Below are 23,164 nucleotides of genomic sequence, written 5' to 3'. Positions count from 1 at the left end.
AAGGATTACCTGAATCGGTAATCCTTTTTATATTTCTCGACTATCTATTTGCTTTCTTTCTTCTAAATAACAGAAGGAACCCCGCTCCAACAAACGCCAAACCTGCTCCAATTGTAGAAAAAACACTTGTACCTGTTTTCGGTAAATCACGTTCTTCTTTATTTTCAGTTACAGTTGTCGTTTCTTTTGCGTTTTGATTATCCGTTGTAGTTTGTCCAGATCCTGCATTATTACCTTCATCTGTTGGTGGTGTCGTTGGATTTCCTCCATTGTTTCCTTCATCTGTTGGCGGTGTCGTTGGATTTCCTCCATTGTTTCCTTCACCTGTTGGTGGTGTCGTTGGATTTCCTCCATTATTTCCTTCACCTGTTGGTGGTGTTGTTGGATTCTCTCCACCCGTTTCCTTATCACCCTCGTTCTTCTTCGTTATATCAATTGCATATTTAGCAAATTCATTTTCCGATGGTCCAACATATGATATTTTCCCATCTTTCTTTATATACTTTTGTGCATTTGGTGAAGAATCGAATGTTGTATTTAATTTATCTGCAACAATCGGTTTAAACGTCCAATTTTTATCTGCTGCTGGATCAATAACTGGTGTTTCTTGCATATACTTCACAATGATTTGACGTGTTTCATCTTGTGATTGATATACAACTTCCCCTTTACTTACACCCGGGAACGTTTGGCTACTTCCACGATAGTTATTTGTAGCGACGATGAACTCTTGATTATCAGCTACTTGCTTCCCTTCATACGTCATATTTATAATACGATTCGTATTTGCATTTACAACTTTTCCATCTTTATCGTATTTCGCCGGTTGTGTTACATCAATTTCGTATTTTAAGCCATCTAAAATATCAAAGTTATATGTAGGATAGCCTATATTTACTAACGGCTGTTCTTCCGTTTTCTGTGGATCGATTTGATTAAACTGACCTGCAGACATTTCAAGCCATTCTTTCACTTGTGCCCCATTTACTTTTACAGCATATAACGTATTTGGATATACATATAAATCTGCCACGTTTTTAATTGCTAACGTTCCAGCTGGAATATCCGTATAATATGTAGCACCGTTTCGGCCCCCCGCTTTAAATGGTGCGCCCGCAGATAAAACTGGAATTCCTTTATATTTGCTATACTGTCCATTTTCAGCAAACAACTTTTCTACATACCATTTTTGTGCATTTGTCACAAGTTGTACAGAAGGATCATCTTGTACTAATGAGAAATAACTATTAATTGGCGCTGTCGTTTTTCCTACAGCTGTATTCACATAATCAATTGTCGCTTGATGATCATCTTTAATTTCATTAACTAATTTTTGATCGGATTGTACTAATGGATTCCCTTTACTATCAGCGATCGGACGAAGTTGCGGCTTCGATTGCTCTTTTTGTATTTCCCATTTTCCGTTTACCTTTTTCAACTGCATATCAATAATACCTAAGTTACTTCCAAAGACACCAGGCATTACAACTGGAACTCCATTAAATACATCCTTCACTTCAGTATGTGAATGCCCCATTAATACTGCATCTACACCAGAAACCTCTGTTAAATAATACGACGCGTTTTCCATGCCAACGTTGTATCCACTCTTATCAACACCGGAGTGCGCTAGTGCAACGATGACATCTGCACCTTCTGCTTTCATTTTTGGCACCATTTTCTTCGCTGTTTCAACTATATCTTTTGCTTTCACTTTTCCTTCTAAATTCGCTTTATCCCAGTTCATAACTTGAGGTGGAACAAATCCCATTACGCCAATTTTCACTTTTTGTTTTTGACCTGATTCATCTTCTACTTCTTTTTCAAAAACATGATATGGTTTAAAGTAGTTTTGGTCGTTCTCTTCATTATTATCTTTATCATCTTTATAGACGTTCGAGTTAATAACCGGGAACTCTGTTTTACTAATTACTTTGTTTAAATAGTCTAAACCATAGTTAAATTCATGATTCCCAAGAGAGATGACGTCATACTTCATTAAATTCATTAAACGATATAATGGATGTGTATAACTAGGATCCACAGGCTTCTTCGGATCATTTATTTTATTCGCTACATAATCTCCAAGCGGTGTCCCTTGTAATGCATCCCCATCATCAAATAGGACAGAGTTCTTCGCTTCTTCACGTGCTTTATTAACAAGTGTTGCAGTTTGCACGAGACCTACTTTATTATCTGTTTTCGTTTGATAATAATCGTAATTCATTAAGTTAACGTGAATATCTGATGTTTCTAGAATTCGTAAGTTAACCGTACTCTCCCCATTGTTCTCATCCGCATGAGCTGTTGTTGGCAACACTTGTGGTGCTATTACACCAATAGCAAGAGTTGCTCCAGCTAGCATTTTTTTTGACTTTTTCACAAAAAATCCCCCTTATACAATTACCCAAAATAATGAAAAGAATCTCTATTTGTCTCTAACCACATACCTTTTTTTCTTCTATTAGAGACAAGATTTCCATTTCATCCTGCGCTAATGAGTAGTCCCCTTAAACGCTTGATTGTTGAAACTTTAATTAGCAGAAAATAAAGCCCTACTCATTAAAATTTCACCTTATCTGACATTATCATATATAATGTACTTTCATATCGTCAATATTTTTTGACATACTTCTACAAATTTTCTGTAAAGTTATTGTGGATTTTTCATAAATATATATTATGCCCTTACATTGTTAATACTGCTGAATATGATACAATTACCAATTACAAGGAGGATTAATTTATGAAAAAAGTCATCTTAACAATTGTTTGTCTCCTCCTTCTAATCATTTCTTATTCTTATTTTGAAAAGAACGATGAGACAAAACAAAATGAACCCGAAGAAAAAACAGAAAAAACATCTACTCCAAGTTGGATTGATAAGCAACCAAGTGATTCCTTTTATCATCTCGTACTAGGTGATTCACTCGCCAAAGGATATGGATCGACACAAGGGGGATTTGCTGAATTAGCTTCTAGACAAATAGAAGCACAAATTCATAAACCAATTACCGTAGAAAATCTCGGGATAAACGGTCTTACAACAGATCGTCTCGCTAAAAAAGTTCAATCAGAAGATGTTCAACAGAAAATTAGAGCAGCAAATATCATTACGATTAATATTGGAGGAAATAATTTATTTCGCTTAAATCGTGATGTCGGTGTTATAGACGGTATTAAAATGTTAAATAAAGAAAAAGCTCATTTTGAAGCGGATATAAAAACTATTGTAAAGACAGTTCGCGATCAAAACCCGGACGCTTTACTCATTCTCTCAGAGCTCTATAACCCATTACAACTCGATGACTCCATCGCCAGTTATGCAGATATGTTTTTAGATGGCTGGAATGAATCCGTTTATTCCATTTCAAAAGCGAATCAGCCATCTATCGTTTTACCAATTCGTAAATTAATATCGAATGATAAAAAAGAATTACTCTTTGACCAAGTACACCCAAATGATAAAGGCTATACGATTATTGCCGATTCATTTACAAAAAAAGTGTTGGCCTACAAATATTAAAGTTCCCATGAAACAATTCTATTTTTATAACATGTCTTTTTTGTTACAATGATAGTGTGGAAGGGGGCCTTTATATGGAATCACGCGAGTGGGAACGTATTGTTGATCATCTTCTTTCGCTAGTGCCTCTTTTTTATCGCAAATTTATGCTTCCTGGAGAATTTTCTTCTCAAAGACATATGCCGCCATCACATACACAAGTATTGCTGCTTCTGCACGAAAATGGCACATTAGCAGTTTCCGAAATTGGCAAGCGGTTAGCGATTTCACGGCCTAACATGACACCTCTATTAAACAAACTAATTCAAGAAGAACTAATAGAGCGTCATTATAGCGAAAAAGATCGACGGGTCATTTTAATTTCCCTAACATCTGAAGGGAAATTGTTAGTAAATCAGTATCAACAATTCATTTTAGACAAATTAAAAGAAAATTTCCAAACATTATCTGAGGAAGAACGTGAAAAGCTCATTCACTCTCTTCAAACCATTCAAAATTTAATTTTGAAAACAAACGCATAAAGCTGCTTCTAAATAGAAGCAGCTTTATGATTCGTAATAATTACCATAGTATACATTTGAATACGGCCATGTCGTTAAATATGGTTTTTGTTCTTGCGTAGATTGTTGTGGTGGTATTTGTGGTATTTGCTGAAATTGTTGCTGCTGATACACTCCAAATTGCTGCCTCATATCATTTACCGGATAATAATTTACATATGGGTATACTTGAGGTACGTAATAATAATACATTCATTCTCTCCCCCTTTTTCTTAAACATATTCAAAGGAGAAAATGAATGTGCCATTCTTTATATTTGTACAAGTGGTTCTCTCACTCGTTTCTTTCTGTTCTTCAAACGTAACTTACGGTTCTTTTCATATAAATAATGCACAACGAAATATGAAATTACCCCAAACACAACTCCTATTATCGTCATACCAATCAATACATACACTTCACTCTGCAATAAGCTCTTTAACATTGTGAAAATATGGCTTGAAAACAAGTCAGATATCGTAAATGGTTCATGATGTATTTTTTCTACATGAAATGGATAAATCATTTTCCCTAACGCATAAGCAACTGGAAATAAAAATACCGGTAAAAACGATATTTTCCCAATAATATTGCCAATAACCGCAGCAGGAAAAGATCCCTTGGCTAATCGAACGATCGGATAAAATATTACATATACGAGCGATGCCGTATATATGACCAGCATCTCTAAACCAAATCCAATTGCAAAACCTAACGATACTTTCTTTGCTCCTTCTGGTGATCGAAGCAACTTATAATATTGAAACTTTAATATTCTCCACATCCGCTTGAAAAACGAATATGTTTTCTTAGGTGTTTTCAAATTCATCATCTCTTTAACTATATTTTTTCTATCTAGTATGTCCTTACATGATATGAAAAACAAATGTAGTTTACTCTTTTTATTATAAATGATATAGAGATGATTAACCAAATATACATACGACATTTCAATATAAAAAAGCACACCTCCAATTGTTATTCGTACCTAACAATTGGAGGTGCACATCATTTAGGAAAGTTCTTCTACATTTTTAAATAAACTTACTAATAATGCTTTTTGCGCGTGCAATCGATTACCAGCTTGCTCAAATACGATAGACTGTGGTCCATCTATAATTCCTCCCGTTACTTCTTCTTCACGATGGGCAGGTAAACAGTGTAAGAAACGATATGTTTGCTTCGCATGCATAACAAGTTCTTTATTGATTTGGTAAGGTTGAAATAAAGTATATTTCTCTTCTTCTCCCTCTTGCCCCATACTCATCCAAACGTCAGTATAAATGAAATCTGCTTCACTCACTGCTAATTCAGGATCATGCAAAACTTCAATTTCAGCTCCTGTTTCCTTGGCAATCGCTAACGCTTTTTTTACAATCTCTTCATTCGGTTCATACCCTACAGGCGTTGCAACAGTCATATGCATTCCGACTTTCGCACTCGCTAACAACAATGAATGACATACATTATTTCCGTCACCTACGTAAGCCAATTTTATTCCTTTAAATGTATTTGTTTCTTCATATATCGTCATTAGGTCTGCCAATGCTTGACAAGGATGATGATCATCCGTTAAACCGTTAATAACAGGAATACTCGATTCTTTTGCAAGCTCTTCTACATCCGCGTGTGAGAATGTACGTATCATGATCCCGTCAATATAATGCGATAATACTTTCGCAGTATCTGAAACGGTTTCCCCTCTCCCCATTTGCATCTCTTTCCCACTTAAAAACATACCATGTCCCCCGAGTTGTACCATTCCTGCTTCAAAAGAAACGCGAGTACGAGTTGAATGTTTATCAAAAATAAGCCCTAATATTTTCCCTTGTAATAAAGGCTCCTGCTTATTCTTTTTTAAATATATAGCGAACTCAATTAATGAAATAATTTCTTCTTGCGTCAGTTCTTCTAAAGTTAAAAGATCTTTCGTATTTAATTTTGGTACTTGTACAGTTGACATGAAATTTCCCCCTTATATGATTGATACGTTTTTTGTACAAACTACTTTTTTTATTATATATACTGCCTGTTCTAACTCTTCATTCGTGACAATGAGTGGCGGTAATAGTCTTATAACATTAGGCCCTGCTTGTAATACGAGAAGTCCTTCTTTCTCTAGTTGTTCTATAAAACTTGCAACTTCATGCTTACACTCAATCCCAACCATAAGCCCCTTACCACGTATATTTTGAATACATTCGACATGTTGTAATTCCTCTTGCAACTTCTGTAATACGTACTCGCCCTTTTCTTGTACTTCTTTTAAAAACGATGGTCTTTTACTTACTTGCAATACTTCTTTCGCTGCAGCCATCGCGATGTAATTCCCGCCAAAAGTTGAACCGTGTGATCCTGCAGTAAACGACGTTCCGAGCTCTTTCCGGCCAATCATCGCTCCGACAGGAATGCCATTCCCAAGTGCCTTTGCAACGGTAACGATATCAGGCTCTATTCCCACTTGTTCATAAGCGAATAGTGTTCCAGTTCTTCCTATCCCCGTTTGTACTTCGTCTATAATAAATAAGGAACCGAACTTATTACATAATGTTTCAATCTCTTTCAAAAAAGATAGATCAGCAGGTATGACTCCTCCCTCTCCTTGAACTACTTCTACCATTACCGCCGCAACTTCTTCATTCATTACTTCCTCTAATGCTTTAATATTGTTAAAAGGGATATGTAAAAAAGATGGAAGTAATGGACCAAATCCTTCTTTTACCTTATCTTGGCCCGTTGCACTCATCGTTCCAAATGTTCTACCGTGAAAAGACTGCTGGCATGTTACGACGAGAGATTTTCCAGTATGCTTACGTGCTAACTTCAAAGCTGCTTCATTTGCCTCTGCCCCGCTATTACAGAAAAACACATAATCTAATGCTCTATTTTCTGTTAATAATGACGCAACTTCTTCTTGTAAGCTATTTGTAAACAGGTTAGATATATGCCATATATCATCAAGTTGCTCTTGTACACCTTTGAGAACAGTAGGGTGACAATGTCCTAAATTACATACGCCAATTCCTGATGTGAAGTCTAAATATTGCTTACCGTTATTATCAATAACTTTCGTTCCAGTTCCCTTTACAAACTCAATAGTTCTTCTGCCATACGTTTGAAAAAGATGGCTTGTCATGCAATACTCACGCCTTTCGTTACCGTCGTTCCAATACACTCTCCTGTAACCTCAGTAAAATCTTTTGTACCATTCACAATAGTTATCTTTTGCACTCCCATTTTTAATGATGCTAGTGCCGCCTGTACTTTCGGAATCATCCCACCTGTAATAACACCTGTTTCTATAAAAGTAACAATCTCAAATTCGTCCGTTTTCTTTACTAATTTCCCTTCATTTAATATGCCATCTACATCTGTAATAAAAATGAGTTCTTTTGCGGATAATGCGGCCGCAATTCCAGCTGCAGCGGTATCCGCATTTATGTTATAAATCTCATTATCATTGATCCCAACCGGAGCAATAACAGGAATATAATTCATATTTATTAAACCTTTTAGTAAGGCTGTTTTTACATAACTTACCTCTCCTACATATCCTATCTCTGCGCCAACAGGTTGAACTTGAAGTAAATTACCATCACACCCGGAAAGCCCTACCGCAAGTAAATTATGCTTTTGTAAATTCATTACAAACTTTTTATTTGTACTTCCGCATAGCACCATTTGAACAACATCCATAACTTCTTTTGTTGTCACTCGTAAACCATCTCTTTTTTCTACTTTGATGTTACAATCTTTTAATTTAGCATCAATTTCTCGGCCGCCACCATGAACAATCACTACTTTATACTTCTGTTGCAATTTCTTTATACAATCAAAAAACACATCATTTAATTGATCCAACATACTACCGCCGCATTTCACTACAATATAATCGCTCATCTTCCCTCTCCTTATGTACGATAACAAGCGTTTATTTTCACATATTCATAACTTAAGTCACAGCCCCAAGCTGATCCCTTCTCTTCTCCTAGATGTAAATACACATCAATCATAATTTCATGTTCTTTTAACTTCTTTTTCATTTCCTCTTCAGAAAACATTTGAGGTTCACTATTTTTTAACACAGCGATAGATTGAAGAGTAATATCAATTGTATTCGGATTAATCGCAACTTCACTTTGTCCAATACTGCTAATAATTCGCCCCCAATTTGAGTCTTCACCATGTATTGCTGTTTTCACAAGACTCGAACCGACTATTTGCTTTGCAATTTTCTTTGCCTCTTCATTCGTTCGAGCTCCTAGCACATTTACTTCTATTAACTTCGTAGCACCTTCACCATCTAGTGCAATTTTTTTTGCTAAATCTTCACATACCTTCTGTAAAGCAAATGCGAAAGTTTCCCAATCCGTATGTTCCATATTGATTGGTTTCGTTTCTGATAATCCACTTGCCATAACGATGACCATATCATTCGTAGAAGTATCCCCATCTACCGTAATTTGATTAAATGTATGATTCGTTATTTGTGATAATGCTGTTTGCAATACGTCATGTTCTATATGAGCGTCTGTCGTAATAAAACTCAGCATCGTTGCCATATTCGGATGAATCATCCCTGAACCTTTCGCAACACCAGCAATCGTCACTTTCTTCCCATCAATAATCATCTCATAGCAAGTTTCTTTCGTTATAAGATCCGTCGTTAAAATCGCTTCAGAAAAAGAACGCGCTTCACTTACTTCCTTCGCCGGGATAAGAGTTGTAACTCCCTTTCGGATTATATCCATCGGCAGCTGAACACCAATTACACCTGTTGAAGCTACTGCAACGTAATTTTCTTTCACTCCAAAATGTTCCGCCCCTAATGCACGCATCTCGTAAGCATCTTGTAATCCTTTCATTCCTGTGCAAGCATTTGCATTTCCGCTATTGACGATAATAGCTTGTAATTTCCCCTCAGCAGTTATACTGTCTTTCGTTACAAGTAGCGGGGCTGCTTGTATTTGATTCGTTGTATAAACGGCAGCGCATGATGCTGGCACTTCACAAATGATTACACCTAAATCCTTTTTTTCTTTTTTCAAACCATTTGCAGTACCGATCGCCGAAAAGCCTTTTGGCGTTACAATGGAACCATTTTCTAGTTTAGTAATAGACTCTACTTTAATCATCATGTCCCCCTTATAGATAAAGCGGCATATGTTGTAAACCTGTTGTTTCTTCTAGTCCCGCTACTATATTTGCATTTTGAATCGCTTGCCCAGCCGCACCTTTCATCATATTGTCTATAACAGAAACGACTGTCACTCTTCCTGTTCTTTCATCGTAAGCTACCCCCATATCACAATAATTTGAGCCCCTCACTTCTTTCGGACTTGGAAACTCTCCTTGCGTACGAATTCGAATGAAAGCCGATTGTTCATACGTTTCTTCATATATTTTTTGAAATTGTTCTCTTTCCATTTCACGTTTTACTTTCGCATACAGTGTAATCATAATCCCTCGTGATATCGGAATTAAATGTGTACTAAACGTGATTGGCTTCGTTTCCCTATTCCACTCTGCAAGCATTTGCTCAATCTCAGGAACGTGTTGATGCTCATTTACTTTATAAATACGTAAGTTATCGTATAACTCAGGAAAGTGAGTCATCGTTGTTGGCGTTTTGCCTGCTCCAGATACTCCTGATTTCGCATCTATAATAATTGAATCTTCTTCAATTATGCCGCTACATACTAACGGCAATATCGCTAATAATGCAGCTGTAGCAAAACATCCTGGGTTTGCAATTAAATTTGCATTTTGAATCTCGGACCTTTTCCATTCACTTAACCCATATACAGCTTCCCTAAGAACTTCTTCTTTTGCAGCTGTCCTTTTATACCACTGTTCATATATCAAAGGATCTTTCATACGAAAGTCTCCGGATAGGTCAATTACTTTTAGACCTACTGCTAATAGTTTTGGAGTTAACTCTGCTGATACTCCTGCTGGGGTTGCTAAAAATACAATTTCTGCTTCCTTCACTATTTCCTCCGCATCAATTTCTTGTAACGTATGAACAAAAACATTTTGAAAATGCGGATATACATTTGTTATACACTCGCCAACTTGCGAAAAAGAATGAAGAGATGCTATCGAAAAATATGGATGTTGCTCTAATAACCGAATTAACTCAATACCCCCATACCCAGTTGCTCCAATAATCGCGACTTTCATAGGCTCCTCCTCATATCGATTCTTTAAATTAAGTATGATTATAATATTGTATATTTATAGAGTCAATTAAATATTTATAAATTTTTAAAACTTAAATAACTTAATTTTACTAGAAAAACAATATACACAACCGGATTTTTATACATAAATAGTGCATGGTAGTTTTTTCATTTCACTTCAAGTACAATAAAACAATACATGTATACATACAGGCGGGGGAAAACATGAATGAGAAATTAATTGAGAAAATGATTATAAAAAGTTTTCAGCAATATCAATGTAATCCTATGTCAAATGAGGATCAGGAAATGCTAATTAAACATATTCAAACGATAATTCATTCAAATACTGAAATTGATGTCTACGAGGCAGTTGAGGATATCGTTTACGATTATGTGACTGGAAAATAAAAAATAGGAGATTTCCATATGGAAATCTCCTATTTTTTACTTAATGATTTGCCTGCAACACGCTCAAATAAACCTGGGAATAGAGCATAAAGTTTCGGACCAATGCCCATCCACTTCGGTAAGTTTACTTCACGCTTTTTCGTTTTCATTGATTGCACGATTTGTTCTGCTACATATGTTGGTTTTAACATGTATCGTCCCATATTTTTCACATATGTACCGGATTGATCAGCTATTTCAAAAAAGTTTGTATCTATTGGACCTGGATTAATCGCTGTAACATAAATATCTGTATTCGCTAATTCCATACGTAAACTATTCGTAAATCCTAATACGGCATGTTTCGTTGCTGCATAAGCACTCGATTTCGGAGTTGCAATTTTTCCAGCAAGTGAAGCAATATTAATAATATGTCCTTCATTCTTGTTTACCATATAAGGTAGTACCGCTTTCGTACATGCTACTAATCCAAATACATTTACTTGGAACATATCTTTTACTTCACCCATTGACGCATCTTCAAACGTTTTAAAAATACCAAATCCCGCATTGTTTACTAATATATCAATACGTCCCACTTCTTGTAATACCTTTGAAAAAACAGACTGTACTTCCATCTCTTCACTTACATCTAATACATAATAATAGCAAGGCGTATTATAAGTTTCTTTAATTTTGTCTACTAGCGCTTGTAGTTTTTCTTCTGTTCGAGCCATTAATACTGGAGTCGCTCCCTGTGCTGCAACTTGCATTGCAACTTGCTCACCAATCCCACTAGAAGCACCTGTAATGACGATTACTTTATTTTGTAAACGTCCTGTCATTGCTGTCACCTACTTTGCATAATAAATCAATTGTTGCGATGACTCATCAATCATCACTTGTTGATTATATGCTAAATAGTCCAATTGTCCAACCGTTTCTGAAATAGTAAGTGGTAATTGTTCTTTATATAATACCGGAAATAGTTTTACACATACTTCAAATGCTGTCATTGGTTTTTCCTTTAATAACTCAAGTACTTTAAACGCACGTGTTTCTTGCTTTTGTAATCTCGTTTCAATAAGTTGTTTCACATTTAGAACATCTTCCCCATGCCCTGATAAAATGCGTGAAATATTCATTTCGCTTAAACGCTGTAATGTTTGATTATATTGTAGTAATGGGCGTGCCCGTTCTGTTTGCCCCTCATATGGTGGTTCTAGTATTGGATTCGAAGAAATATGACTAATGAGAGCATCTCCACCAATTAATATTCCATCAGATTCTCTATATAAAGAAATATGAGTAGAAGCATGACCTGGTGTTTCAAGTACTGTAAATCCAGGCAGAGAATCAATACGATCTCCTTCTCTCACAGTATGCGTTAACGATCTATTACAAGAATATTTCAGTGTCCTTGTCGTCAATAACGCCTCGTCTTTCAAAAATGCTGCTGGAACACCAAATTGCAAAGCTGTCTCTCTAAAAAACTCATGATACCACTTTAAAAATTTTGGGTTTTGCGTGATCCAAGGCTCATTCCAGGGATGTCCAATAATGTTCGTTTTCTCAGAAAATATATTTAAAAGCCCACAATGATCCGCATGATGGTGCGTAATGATTACTGTTTCAATATCTTCTATCGTATATCCTAATGCACCTAATTGACTTTCTAACGCATTTCTTGCCTCTTCTGTATTCGTCCCTGTATCAATTAATGTTAATGTCTCCCCCTCAACTAAAAACACATTCACAGTCTCAACTGCAAATGGCACAGGAATCTCCATTCGGTGAATCGCCGTCATGCTTAGCCCCCCTGTCTCTTTCCGGTTCAAAAATGAATACTTCTTCAGTTTACAACTTCCACATATATTTGTCATTATTTTCAGATAAAAAGAGGTGTTTTCTATAAAAAAACGAATGTATGTACATTTATAAGAATTTCTAACCAAATTTAAAGGAGGAACATCATGTCTATTCAAAACATTTCCTTTCTCGGTGCAGGCTCTATTGCTGAAGCTATTATTGGTGGCTTGTTACATGCAAATGTTGTGAAAGGCGAACAAATTACCGTAAGTAATCGTTCTAACGAAACAAGATTGCAGGAGCTACATAAAAAATACGGCGTCAAAGGTACGCATAATAAAAAAGAGCTACTTACTGATACAACTATTCTTTTTCTAGCAATGAAACCGAAGGATGTTACAGAAGCGCTTACTCCTTTTAAAGAAGATATACATAATAACCTGCTTATTATTTCCCTATTAGCAGGTGTTTCTACTCACTCAATTAGAAACCTACTTCAAAAAGATGTTCCGATTATTCGTGCGATGCCAAATACATCTGCAGCTATTTTAAAATCAGCTACTGCTATCTCGCCTTCAAAAGATGCAACGGCGGAACATATTCGCACTGCTATAGCTTTATTTGAAACAATCGGTCTCGTCTCTGTTGTAGAGGAAGAAGATATGCATGCTGTCACTGCATTATCTGGAAGTGGACCTGCTTATATTTATTACGTAGTGGAAGCGATGGAAGAAGCCGCAAAAACAATTGGTTTAAAAGAAGATGTTGCAAAGTCACTTATTCTCCAGACGATGATTGGTGCTGCTGAAATGCTAAAAGCAAGTGAAAAACACCCTTCTGTTTTGCGAAAGGAAATTACTTCTCCTGGTGGAACGACCGAAGCAGGCATTGAAGTATTACAAGAACATAAATTTCAACAAGCGCTTATTTCTTGTATTACACAGGCTACAAAACGATCACATAATCTTGGGAAAACATTAGAACAACTAACAAAAGAAAAATAAAAAATGGAGCTCAATCTTACTTGAGCTCCATTTTTTTATAAACATATATCGTTTAGTTATTAGTCTTCCCAAAAATCTCTTCTTGCAGACGACGACCAGTCGGTGTTGCTGCAAGTCCACCTTCAGCTGTTTCACGAAGTGCTACTGGCATCGTTTGTCCGATTCTAAACATTGCCTCAATTACTTCATCACATGGAATTGTACTCGTTACGCCAGCTAATGCTAAATCAGCTGAAATCATCGCATTTGCAGCTCCTGCTGCATTACGTTTTACGCAAGGTACTTCTACAAGTCCTGCAACAGGATCGCATACTAAACCAAGCATGTTCTTTAATGAAATTGCCATCGCTGTAGCTGCTTGATCTTGTGTTCCACCAGCCATTTCAACTGCAGCTGCAGCTGCCATTCCACTTGCTGAACCAACTTCAGCTTGGCATCCTCCCGCTGCACCAGAAATGCAAGCGTTATTCGCAACAACCATACCGAAAGCTCCTGCTGTAAATAAGAATTCAATCATTTCTTCACGTGTCGGCTGCAATTTTTCTCTTAGTGCAAATAGTACACCCGGCACTGTTCCAGCAGACCCTGCTGTTGGTGTTGCACAAATAATTCCCATCGCTGCGTTTACTTCATTTGTTGCAACAGCTTTACTCACTGCGTCCAAAATCGTATCTCCAGATAAGCCTTTTCCGCTATTCATATACGTCTGAACTTTTACAGCATCTCCGCCGGTTAAACCAGTTGGTGATTTCACTCCGCGAATACCACGTTCTACTGCTTGCTCCATTACGACTAAGTTCTTTTCCATACCAGCAATTACTTCTTCACGTGAAATATTTCTTGTTTCCATTTCACATTGAATCATAATTTCTGCGATTTTTACATTTTGTTCTTTAGCTTGCGCCACTAGTTCCGCTGCGTTCCGAAACATGGTGTGTCCCCCCTGCAATTATTCCATAATAGTTACTTGACAAATATTTTGTTGCGCGTTTATTTCTTCAATCACTTCATCTGCTAATAATTCATCTGTTTCGATAACCATAAGCGCTCTTCTTCCTTTTTCTTTACGAGAAACACTCATTGTACTAATGTTAATTTCATGTTTCGCAAGGATTGAAGCTACTGCTGCAATAGCACCGAAGCGATCGTTATTTACAATAAGTAGTGCTGGACTCGTGCCTGTTAATTGAAGATCGAATCCGTTTAATTCTACAACTTCAATTTTACCGCCACCAATTGAGCAAGCAACAACTTCAATTTCTTCTTCACCTTTATACAAACGAATTCTCGCTGTATTTGGGTGAGGTGCATTTGCATCTTCTTCAATGAATTCTACTTCGATTTTGCGCTCTTTTGCTATGTCTAGCGCCTCTGGAATACGTAGGTCATCTGTTTCAAAGCCTAATATTCCACCGATCAGTGCTACATCCGTACCATGCCCTCGATACGTCTTTGCAAATGATCCATATAATGAAATGCTTACTCTTTCTGGTTCATGACGAAACAGCTGGCGAGCAACTTGCCCCATTCTTGCTGCGCCTGCTGTATGTGAACTTGATGGACCAATCATAACTGGACCAATAATATCAAATACTGAGCGATACTTCATCATAACTCCCCCTAAACCTCTATGAAAAAAATTTTACTATTCTATTAAGCTACCGAATCGGTTGCTTTTCCAGTTGTACGACGAATTTGTTCCGCTGTACGAATTGGATCGTTTTTGAATAACAGTGAAACAATATATCCTGAAATAATACCAGCTATCATAATAAATAAGAAACTTAGCATTACCTTCATTTAAAAATAATATAGGCTAATCCAGAATAAAGTCTGGTAGCAATCCAAAGTTTAACACAGAACCCCTTACAAGGATAGCATAAACAAGTGAAACTCCCATTGCTTTCATACCTTTTCGTGCTTTAAAAATAAAAAGTGAAAAAAGACATAGTACAAATAATAGTAATATCCTTCTTATTTATAATTCCCATGTTTCCCTCTCACGATTTAGTTAACTCCACTTGTTACGACAAATGGCTAAAACGCATGTAGCCTACAATAAATTATAATCTGCCCTCATTATAGCTTGTTTTTAATAAAACGCTTACTTTTAATGAATTTTAAAAGTTCTGAATAACAATCCGTTTTTGGTATTTGTACCACTCGTATGTCGTCTGACTTATATAACAGTTTCTCTAAATAATCGGTACTATGTATTTTTGTCCTATATCTTCACATCATAAAAATTTTCTGTTTCATCCAATATAAACATAAAATGATAACAGATTTATTTTAAATTTTTTTTAGAAATAAAAAAATGGCAACCTTTCGTCACCATTTTTTCACACCATTATTATCTATCTACTGGAAATGATTTCAAATCCGTAGCTATTTCTGTATTAGAAAATAGCTCTCTTGCCTCTTTCCATAATTCCTTATATGTATCTCCTTGATAACGAGAACTAATATGAGTCAATATTAATCGTTTTGCATTTGCCTGAAGTGCAATACTCGCAGCTTGCTTAGATGTAGAATGAAAATAATCATACGCTTGTTGTTCATCTTCTGCCGCAAAAGTTGCCTCATGAACAAGTACATCAGCGTCTTGTGCCAGCTCTCTACTCGCTTCACAATATCTTGTATCACCTAAAATGGTAATAATTCTTCCCTTTTGAGGCGGACCAATAAAGTCTTTTCCATTTAGTATCGTACCATTTTTTAATTCAACTACTTCTCCATCTTTTAAACGTTTAAAGAGCGGGCCAGGTTTCACACCCATCTCCAGCAATTTATCGACTAAAAGGGCTCCTTGTATATCCTTCTCTACGATGCGATACCCAAAACATTCAATGCCATGTGACAATCTTTTCGTTTCCACGTGAAATTCATTATCTTCAAATACAGTACCTTCTTCTGTTATCTCAACAATTTCAAGTGGATATTTTACATGTGTCGTACTTACTGATAATGCCACTTCAATAAATTGTTTAATTCCTTTTGGTCCATACACTGTTAGAGGTGTAGTCCCTCCTTGAAATGAACGGCTTCCCAATAAACCAGGCAAGCCAAAAATATGATCACCGTGTAAATGCGTAATAAATATTTTTTCAATGCGGCGTGGGCGTACTGATGTATGTAATATTTGATGTTGCGTCGCCTCGCCACAATCAAATAACCAAGTCTGTCCTCGTTCTTCTAACAATTGCAAAGCAATTGCCGAAACGTTCCTTCCTTTCGAAGGAACACCTGCACCAGTTCCTAAAAATACAAATTCCACTTTCTTTCCTCCAGCTCTTTATATAATCTACCTTTTATCTTACGGAATGTTATTTCAAATGGCAAATCGAATTTACATAACCAATCATCTAGACAACTATATAACACGAACGTTATACTCGAAAAACTTAGCAATTGTTCGTGTTTTATGTTAAAATGATTATACTACATTTTAAGGGAGCGTTTTATTATGAAAGAAGCATTTCGTTTACAAACTGATTTTTCATCTTCATTTGATCGCTGGGTAAGTTCTTTCGTGTCTGATCACCCAGCACAATTAGAATGGACGACTTTGAAAGAATTAATCCATGAATATACAACAACACATACAAATGATTCGTTACCAACATATATTTCTTCAACTTTAACCTATTACGCACAACGCGTTTCAACAACAAACAGTTCAGAAATTGTTATTTTTGAAAATGCTACAATCTCATAATCTATAATAAAAAGCACTGTGATCAGTGCTTTTTATTTATGTTCATTACAATATTTATTTTCCAACGTTATTTCAAAAAAACTCCGCTTATTTCCTACTATATAGCTATCATAAACCTATTTGATTTTTCAAAAAAAGATATTGACACTATAAATTTACAGTGCTAACATTCAAATTGTAATTGAATATGGTCTCTGTTAGGTGAGGCTCCTGTATAGAGAAACGCTGCTGCCCAAAAATGTCGAGAGACGCCAATGGGTCAACAGGAAAGGTCGGAATGAAGGCCTTTCTTAACGTAGCTGGTTTCAGTACCTATGCTATACAGTGCTAAAACTCAACGAGGGAGAGGTGCATGTATTTTTGTCATACACAAAAACTGTTTTTATCTATGTTTACTAACAGTCTTTGTTGTGGACTCTTTTAACTGCGAATTCAGACCTTTACTCGTTTTGAGTAAAGGTCTTTTTATATATGCACCTTACTATGAAACAAACATAGCATATTCAGAAACTACTAAATTGTACGGAGGTGAGGAACAGTTGGCAATTGATGATTCGGCCCAGATACCCATATGTTTTACATTAATATTTCATCATGTAGGTAGGAAAGAAGCTGTTCCTCCTAATTTTAAATAGTCGAGTAACAGATTGTTTCCTCCTTCATGAAAAAGGAGGAACTACCGATGTTAAATTTACAAAGACAAGAAACAAAACATTCTTACGATCAAGATCGTATGAAAACAAATAACGAATTATTGGTGGAAGTCGCAACACAAGGTGCAAACAAGGCGTTACAACTTTTAGAAACAACAGAAGATGGACTCTCTAAACAAGAAGCGACTCGTAGACTTACTTTATATGGTCCGAATGAAATCGCTCATAATAAAACATCACCGTGGTACATTCAATTTCTACTGGCATTTAAAAATCCATTTATTTTTGTTTTATTAGCTCTCGGCGCACTCTCTTTTTTCACAGATGACATACAAGGAACCATTGTCGTATCTGTAATGGTAATGCTAAGTGCAACGATTCGCTTTCTACAAGAATTTCGTTCTCAAAAAGCTGCGGATCAGTTAAAAGCTATGGTTCGAACAACGGCGAGCGTCTTTAGAATAGATGGATTTGTACACGAAACAAAAAACGTAATGAATTTGAAGCAAAATGATTCAACGGAAATTCCAATTGAAGAACTTGTACCTGGCGATATTATTTCACTTTCAGCCGGTGATATCGTTCCAGCTGATGTGCGTATTTTATCAGCTAAAGATTTATTTGTGAATCAGTCTTCTTTAACTGGGGAAGCACTTCCTGTGGAAAAGTATGAAAACTGCTACCATACAGAGAATAAACATATCTTACCGAAAAACATGAAAAAAAATTACAATCCACTCGATATGGAAAACCTTTGTTTTATGGGTACAAATATTGTAAGTGGTAGTGCAAAAGCTGTTGTCATCTCCACAAGTACTGATACGTATTTCGGCTCTTTAGCAAAAAAGGTAATCGGCAAACGAGTAGAAACAAGCTTTGATAAAGGTGTAAACAAAGTAAGCTGGCTCTTAATTACATTCATGCTTATTATGGCGCCTATCGTTCTTCTCATTAACGGATTCACAAAAGGGGATTGGCAAGAGGCTTTCTTCTTCGCTATCGCAATTGCTGTTGGTCTCACACCTGAAATGTTACCAATGATTGTAACTGCTAATTTAGCAAAAGGTGCCGTTAACATGTCTAAACAGAAAGTAATTGTAAAACAACTGAATTCTATTCAAAACTTAGGTGCTATGAACATTCTTTGTACCGATAAAACAGGTACTTTAACAGAAGATAAAGTTGTACTTGTCCGGCATTTAGATCCAAACGGTAATACATGTAATCGTGTATTACACTTCGCCTATTTAAATAGCTTCTATCAAACAGGATTGAAAAATTTAATAGATAAAGCCGTTATGAAACATACAGAAGAAAACCAGAAGTTTAATCCATCCATTTTTCAAAAACTAGATGAAATTCCATTTGATTTTGCTCGCCGGCGTATGTCTGTCATCGTGAAAGATATTTCAGGTGAGCATACAATGGTTTGTAAAGGGGCAGTAGAAGAAATTTTATCTATTTGTAACTACACTGAAGTAGCTGGAAAAGTTGTTTCTCTTACCGATGACATGCGCTCAAATGTAAAACAACTAAGTGAGACATTAAATAGTGAAGGTATGCGTGTTATTGCTGTAGCTTATAAAAAAGATAGACCAATAAATGATATAGAGTACACGGTACAAGATGAAAATAATATGATTCTCGCTGGATATATCGGCTTTTTAGATCCACCGAAACCATCTGCAGCTACTGCCATTCAAGCATTACAGAAACATGGTGTACAAGTAAAAATTTTAACTGGCGATAACGAAATCGTGACAAGAAAAGTTTGCAAAGAAGTTGGATTAAATATCGGTGAGCCTGTCCTTGGTTACGAAATCGAATCTTTACCTGATAAAGCATTAGCAAAATTAGCCGAAGAAACAACTGTATTTGCTAAACTAAATCCAATGCAAAAATCTCGCATTATACGAGTATTACAAGGAAACGGACACACTGTAGGTTATATGGGAGATGGTATTAACGATGCCGTAGCGTTACGTGAAGCTGATGTTGGCATATCTGTTGATACTGCTACCGATATTGCAAAAGAGTCTTCCGACATTATTTTACTTGAAAAAAGCTTAACAATATTAGAAGCAGGTATTTTAGAAGGACGCACTACATTCGGAAACATTTTAAAATATATTAAAATGACAGCTAGCTCTAACTTCGGAAATGTATTTAGTGTGTTAGTAGCAAGTGCTTTCATCCCCTTCTTGCCGATGCTTGCCATTCACCTTTTAATTCAAAACTTGCTTTATGATATTTCACAACTGTCTATTCCATGGGACAAAATGGATAAAGAGTTTTTAGAAAAACCAAGAAAATGGGATACTGCAAACTTACGGAACTTCATTATTTGTATCGGTCCCATTAGTTCCATATTTGATATCATCACATATGTAGTCATGTGGAACGTCTTCGGTGCAAATACAGCTAGCGAACAATCATTATTCCAATCTGGTTGGTTTGTCGTTGGATTACTAACACAAACTTTAATTGTTCACATGATAAGAACACAGAAGATTCCGTTCATTCAAAGTACTGCATCAATACCGATTCTTTTATTGACCGCTTGTATTATGGCAATCGGAATTTATATTCCATTCTCGCCACTTGGAGCAGCTGTTGGATTACAAGCATTACCACTTAGCTATTTCCCTTGGTTAATAGGAATACTATTAGGCTATGCTTTCTTAACACAGTTCCTAAAAAAAGTTTATATTAAAAAGTTTCATAGCTGGTTATAAAGTGAAACTTTAATCAGTGGGGGTTTTCTTCATCCCCCACTGATTATTAGTTGAACCAATCGGACTTTTATGGGCAGTTGATCCCCCACCTAACCTCTTTGCTTTCGCTGAATTTTGAGGTGGGGGTCTTACTGCCCATTAAAGCGGGATAAAGTGAAGCTTTCATCTGCCCGCAAATAGCGAGATAAAAATGAGAATGAGCGGGTACCCCCCACTCATTCTCAACAACATAACATGGACTTATATGTATGGAGGTGACCATGATGGTATGGTATGACATTGTATTAAGATTATTTATCGCAATTATTGTAGGTGCTTGCATCGGAATGGAACGGCAATGGAGACACAGGATGGCTGGATTACGGACAAATGCTCTCGTATCACTTGGTGCCTGTATATTTGTTTTATTATCCGTCATGCTTGATCACGATGCTAGCCCCTCACGTATTGCCGCTCAAGTCGTTAGTGGGATTGGTTTTTTAGGAGGCGGCGTTATTATCCGCGATGGTTTTAGTATTAGAGGGCTTAATACAGCGGCTACTCTATGGTGCGCAGCTGCTGTTGGTACTCTTACAGGCGCTGGTTTCCTCGTTGCAGCTATGTTAGGTGCAACCGGCGTTTTACTGGCAAATATACTACTCCGCCCAATCGCTCTCTTTATGAATCAAAAATCAAAAGAAGAGTCACCTGAACAAACGAACTACTTCCTTTCTCTTACTTGTTCAGAAGAACATGAAGCCCATATTCGGTTTTTACTTATGCACATGGTAAGTTCTGAAGGCATCGGTTTAAAAGAATTGTATAGTGAAGACGTAGATTCTAAGCAAAAAGTGTGTATACAAGCTACATTACATTGCAGTACAAATGCAGCAGTCTTAATTGAAAAAATAGTGAGTAGAATGCTATTAGAAGCTGGCGTTACTGCAGCTGGGTGGAAAACTTCATTAGATTTAGAAGCCAGTTAGAAATGGAAGGTGTCATGATATTTACAGCTTCATGACACCTTCTACATAAACTTATTTTCTAATTTTTGCTGAAAAGACTTTTCCTGCTTACGTAATAATTGACTACCTCGTTGTAAAAGTGGCATTCCATACTTATCATTAATTTGATCGATGACAGCAAGTAGCGGCTCTTCTTTCGCATCTTCTTCAAATGAAAACAAATCTAATTGTTTCACCGATTCTGTCTTCCACTCTATTTCAGTAGCTGTAACACCTAGTAAACGAACGGAATCACCGTCCCAATGTTGCTTCCATAAACGAGATGCTGCCTGAAAAATATCTCGTTCTTCCCAAATCGCATTTTTCAATTGCTTACTCCGCGTTACTGTCCGCCTATCATGATATTTAATCATAATTTGAATATTATAGCTGACAAGAGTTCGTTTTTGTAATCTTTTACTCACTGATTTTGATAGCCGTTCTAACATATCAAGTAATTCTTTCTCTTCATCCATATCCTTTGAAAAAGTCATCGAATTACCGATACTTTTATGTTGTCCCATTTGACTCGGGTCAACTTCCCTATCATCCATACCTTTTGCCCGCCTTTGTAAATCAACACCATGCTTTCCAATTTTAGCGCGAATGATATGTTCGTTTCCTTTTGCTAACTGTTCAATTGTTTGTATATGAATATCATTTAATTTTTCAGCTGTTTTTTCTCCAATTCCATGCATCGCTTCAACTGGGAGTGGCCAAATCATTTCTGAAATATCTCGTTTTCGAAGCACGGTAATACCGAGAGGCTTTTTCATATCAGAAGCTGTTTTTGCTAGGAAAAGGTTAGGAGCAATTCCGATGCTACACGGAAGCTGTAACTCTGTTAATAACGCCTGCTGAATCATCTTTGCTATTTCAAGAGGCGAACCGAGTGCGTAGCAATCTGTAATATCTAAATATCCTTCATCTATTGAGACTGGTTGTATTTTTTCCGTAAAACGGGAAAGAATTTGAAACATTTGAAATGAAGCTTCACGATATAATGTAAAATTAGGACGCATTACAACTAATTGTGGACATAACCTTTTTGCTTCCCAAAGAGGCATCGTTGTACGTATTCCATAGTCTCTCGCCTCATAACTACATGTTATGATAATTCCTTTTCTTTCTTTTTCATTTCCAGCAACTGCTAACGGCTTCCCTTGTAATGATGGGTCATGAGCAATTTCAACAGATGCGAAAAAACAATTCATATCTACATGCAAAATAACACGACCATTTTTCGGATACATTTCTCGCATATTACTCACCCCTCCAAAGAACATTTGTTCCTTCATTATATCAAATTTTGCATAATAGTTATAATAATTACTTGGTCTTTTCCTTTTATATATTTGATATAATTTACATAAAATGTGGAAAGGGGTGATTATGATGAAATCAACTAATAAACTCAACTATACGTTCCTTGTGATTATATTAATCATAACCCTTAATTATTTACTGCTTCCTATTTTCAATATTAATACGTTTGGATTCTTCCCTCGCCTAGTACATGTAGCAACAACTTATATATTGCCATGGATTTTCTTGTATTGGCTAATCCGCCTTGTAAAAGCAATCGAATCAAAATAAAAAGCGTGTAAATCAATTATGATTTACAC

At 36.3% G+C, this 23,164-nt stretch carries 23 protein-coding genes and 1 riboswitch; of the genes, 8 read left to right on the top strand and 15 right to left on the bottom strand.

All coding sequences use genetic code 11. The annotated features are described in order from the left end of the window. Nucleotides 1-40: 40 nt before the first annotated feature. The gene (cpdB, locus tag KVT31_RS02850) at nucleotides 41-2,383 is read right to left on the bottom strand and encodes a bifunctional 2',3'-cyclic-nucleotide 2'-phosphodiesterase/3'-nucleotidase (protein ID WP_217613513.1); all 2,343 of its coding nucleotides are present in this window, start codon (nucleotides 2,381-2,383) and stop codon (nucleotides 41-43) included. A 363-nt stretch (nucleotides 2,384-2,746) separates the two neighbouring features. Between cpdB and KVT31_RS02845 the strand changes: the two genes are divergently transcribed. Together KVT31_RS02845 and KVT31_RS02840 are read left to right on the top strand one after the other, a co-directional pair. Further along, nucleotides 2,747-3,526 carry a GDSL-type esterase/lipase family protein gene (locus KVT31_RS02845; protein WP_088097671.1) on the top strand — a complete coding sequence of 260 codons (780 nt, stop codon included), beginning with the start codon at nucleotides 2,747-2,749 and terminating at the stop codon, nucleotides 3,524-3,526. 74 nt (nucleotides 3,527-3,600) lie between these two features. Further along, a complete protein-coding gene (locus KVT31_RS02840) occupies nucleotides 3,601-4,047 on the top strand; it encodes a MarR family winged helix-turn-helix transcriptional regulator (protein WP_060632191.1) in 447 nt (148 codons plus the stop codon). Between the two features lie 24 nt (nucleotides 4,048-4,071). Here the strand turns inward: KVT31_RS02840 and KVT31_RS02835 are convergent, their stop codons facing one another. The 7 genes from KVT31_RS02835 to argC all read right to left on the bottom strand — a co-directional run bounded on the left by KVT31_RS02835 (nucleotide 4,072) and on the right by argC (nucleotide 10,248). Then, nucleotides 4,072-4,278 (bottom strand): hypothetical protein, encoded by a 207-nt coding sequence (locus KVT31_RS02835; protein WP_088097672.1) that lies wholly within the window; start codon nucleotides 4,276-4,278, stop codon nucleotides 4,072-4,074. Between the two features lie 58 nt (nucleotides 4,279-4,336). Beyond that, nucleotides 4,337-4,897: a DUF2062 domain-containing protein gene (locus KVT31_RS02830; protein ID WP_088098189.1), complete on the bottom strand. Its 561-nt coding sequence runs from the start codon at nucleotides 4,895-4,897 to the stop codon at nucleotides 4,337-4,339. A gap of 180 nt (nucleotides 4,898-5,077) precedes the next feature. Next, the gene (gene argF / locus KVT31_RS02825) at nucleotides 5,078-6,028 is read right to left on the bottom strand and encodes an ornithine carbamoyltransferase (protein WP_088097673.1); all 951 of its coding nucleotides are present in this window, start codon (nucleotides 6,026-6,028) and stop codon (nucleotides 5,078-5,080) included. Between the two features lie 12 nt (nucleotides 6,029-6,040). Beyond that, a complete protein-coding gene (argD, locus tag KVT31_RS02820) occupies nucleotides 6,041-7,201 on the bottom strand; it encodes an acetylornithine transaminase (RefSeq protein ID WP_088097674.1) in 1,161 nt (386 codons plus the stop codon). Continuing rightward, nucleotides 7,198-7,965, bottom strand: a complete 768-nt coding sequence (gene argB, locus KVT31_RS02815) for an acetylglutamate kinase (protein WP_088097675.1) — start codon at nucleotides 7,963-7,965, stop codon at nucleotides 7,198-7,200. The genes argD and argB overlap by 4 nt, the downstream gene beginning before the upstream one ends. Nucleotides 7,966-7,976: 11 nt before the next feature. After that, on the bottom strand, nucleotides 7,977-9,200 hold the full coding sequence (gene argJ, locus KVT31_RS02810) for a bifunctional glutamate N-acetyltransferase/amino-acid acetyltransferase ArgJ (protein ID WP_140392543.1): 1,224 nt from the start codon (nucleotides 9,198-9,200) through the stop codon (nucleotides 7,977-7,979). Between the two features lie 10 nt (nucleotides 9,201-9,210). Then, the gene (gene argC / locus KVT31_RS02805) at nucleotides 9,211-10,248 is read right to left on the bottom strand and encodes an N-acetyl-gamma-glutamyl-phosphate reductase (protein ID WP_088097677.1); all 1,038 of its coding nucleotides are present in this window, start codon (nucleotides 10,246-10,248) and stop codon (nucleotides 9,211-9,213) included. A 224-nt stretch (nucleotides 10,249-10,472) separates the two neighbouring features. On the opposite strand from argC, the gene KVT31_RS02800 reads away from it, so the two are divergent. Further along, nucleotides 10,473-10,658 carry a YqzH family protein gene (locus KVT31_RS02800; RefSeq protein WP_001003210.1) on the top strand — a complete coding sequence of 62 codons (186 nt, stop codon included), beginning with the start codon at nucleotides 10,473-10,475 and terminating at the stop codon, nucleotides 10,656-10,658. 29 nt (nucleotides 10,659-10,687) lie between these two features. Here the strand turns inward: KVT31_RS02800 and KVT31_RS02795 are convergent, their stop codons facing one another. Together KVT31_RS02795 and KVT31_RS02790 are read right to left on the bottom strand one after the other, a co-directional pair. Next, nucleotides 10,688-11,482, bottom strand: a complete 795-nt coding sequence (locus KVT31_RS02795) for an SDR family NAD(P)-dependent oxidoreductase (RefSeq protein ID WP_088097678.1) — start codon at nucleotides 11,480-11,482, stop codon at nucleotides 10,688-10,690. Between the two features lie 9 nt (nucleotides 11,483-11,491). Continuing rightward, entirely contained in the window at nucleotides 11,492-12,445 is a 954-nt protein-coding gene (locus KVT31_RS02790; protein WP_088097679.1) for an MBL fold metallo-hydrolase, read from the bottom strand. Between the two features lie 165 nt (nucleotides 12,446-12,610). Between KVT31_RS02790 and proI the strand changes: the two genes are divergently transcribed. After that, nucleotides 12,611-13,450 carry a pyrroline-5-carboxylate reductase ProI gene (gene proI, locus KVT31_RS02785; protein WP_088097680.1) on the top strand — a complete coding sequence of 280 codons (840 nt, stop codon included), beginning with the start codon at nucleotides 12,611-12,613 and terminating at the stop codon, nucleotides 13,448-13,450. Between the two features lie 52 nt (nucleotides 13,451-13,502). On the opposite strand, the gene sdaAA is transcribed toward proI, so the two are convergent. The 4 genes from sdaAA to rnz form a co-directional block, all read right to left on the bottom strand. After that, nucleotides 13,503-14,381 (bottom strand): L-serine ammonia-lyase, iron-sulfur-dependent, subunit alpha, encoded by an 879-nt coding sequence (gene sdaAA / locus KVT31_RS02780; RefSeq protein WP_061678098.1) that lies wholly within the window; start codon nucleotides 14,379-14,381, stop codon nucleotides 13,503-13,505. An 18-nt stretch (nucleotides 14,382-14,399) separates the two neighbouring features. Further along, entirely contained in the window at nucleotides 14,400-15,059 is a 660-nt protein-coding gene (gene sdaAB / locus KVT31_RS02775) for an L-serine ammonia-lyase, iron-sulfur-dependent subunit beta (protein WP_000877441.1), read from the bottom strand. 44 nt (nucleotides 15,060-15,103) lie between these two features. After that, nucleotides 15,104-15,241 (bottom strand): hypothetical protein, encoded by a 138-nt coding sequence (locus KVT31_RS02770; RefSeq protein WP_170930150.1) that lies wholly within the window; start codon nucleotides 15,239-15,241, stop codon nucleotides 15,104-15,106. Nucleotides 15,242-15,803: 562 nt separating this feature from the next. Next, the gene (gene rnz / locus KVT31_RS02765) at nucleotides 15,804-16,727 is read right to left on the bottom strand and encodes a ribonuclease Z (RefSeq protein WP_088097681.1); all 924 of its coding nucleotides are present in this window, start codon (nucleotides 16,725-16,727) and stop codon (nucleotides 15,804-15,806) included. Between the two features lie 189 nt (nucleotides 16,728-16,916). Between rnz and KVT31_RS02760 the strand changes: the two genes are divergently transcribed. From KVT31_RS02760 to KVT31_RS02750, 3 genes are all read left to right on the top strand, one after another. Further along, nucleotides 16,917-17,168 (top strand): DUF3932 family protein, encoded by a 252-nt coding sequence (locus tag KVT31_RS02760; RefSeq protein WP_088097682.1) that lies wholly within the window; start codon nucleotides 16,917-16,919, stop codon nucleotides 17,166-17,168. 186 nt (nucleotides 17,169-17,354) lie between these two features. Then, nucleotides 17,355-17,522: riboswitch (M-box (ykoK) riboswitch) on the top strand. Between the two features lie 328 nt (nucleotides 17,523-17,850). Continuing rightward, the gene (gene mgtA, locus KVT31_RS02755; RefSeq protein WP_140392544.1) at nucleotides 17,851-20,556 is read left to right on the top strand and encodes a magnesium-translocating P-type ATPase; all 2,706 of its coding nucleotides are present in this window, start codon (nucleotides 17,851-17,853) and stop codon (nucleotides 20,554-20,556) included. 263 nt (nucleotides 20,557-20,819) lie between these two features. Continuing rightward, entirely contained in the window at nucleotides 20,820-21,521 is a 702-nt protein-coding gene (locus KVT31_RS02750) for an MgtC/SapB family protein (protein WP_140392545.1), read from the top strand. A gap of 41 nt (nucleotides 21,522-21,562) precedes the next feature. Here KVT31_RS02750 and KVT31_RS02745 read toward each other — a convergent pair whose 3' ends face one another. After that, on the bottom strand, nucleotides 21,563-22,801 hold the full coding sequence (locus KVT31_RS02745; protein ID WP_088097686.1) for a DNA polymerase IV: 1,239 nt from the start codon (nucleotides 22,799-22,801) through the stop codon (nucleotides 21,563-21,565). A 133-nt stretch (nucleotides 22,802-22,934) separates the two neighbouring features. Here KVT31_RS02745 and KVT31_RS02740 point away from each other — a divergent pair, with 133 nt between their 5' ends. Continuing rightward, nucleotides 22,935-23,135, top strand: coding sequence for a hypothetical protein (locus KVT31_RS02740; protein ID WP_088097687.1), 201 nt, complete (start codon nucleotides 22,935-22,937; stop codon nucleotides 23,133-23,135). Nucleotides 23,136-23,164: the final 29 nt, after the last annotated feature.

This window comes from Bacillus sp. GbtcB14 (genome assembly GCF_019091205.1).
Classification (GTDB): Bacteria; Bacillota; Bacilli; order Bacillales; family Bacillaceae_G; genus Bacillus_A; species Bacillus_A cereus_AG.
This window is presented reverse-complemented; position numbering and strand designations above follow the sequence as displayed.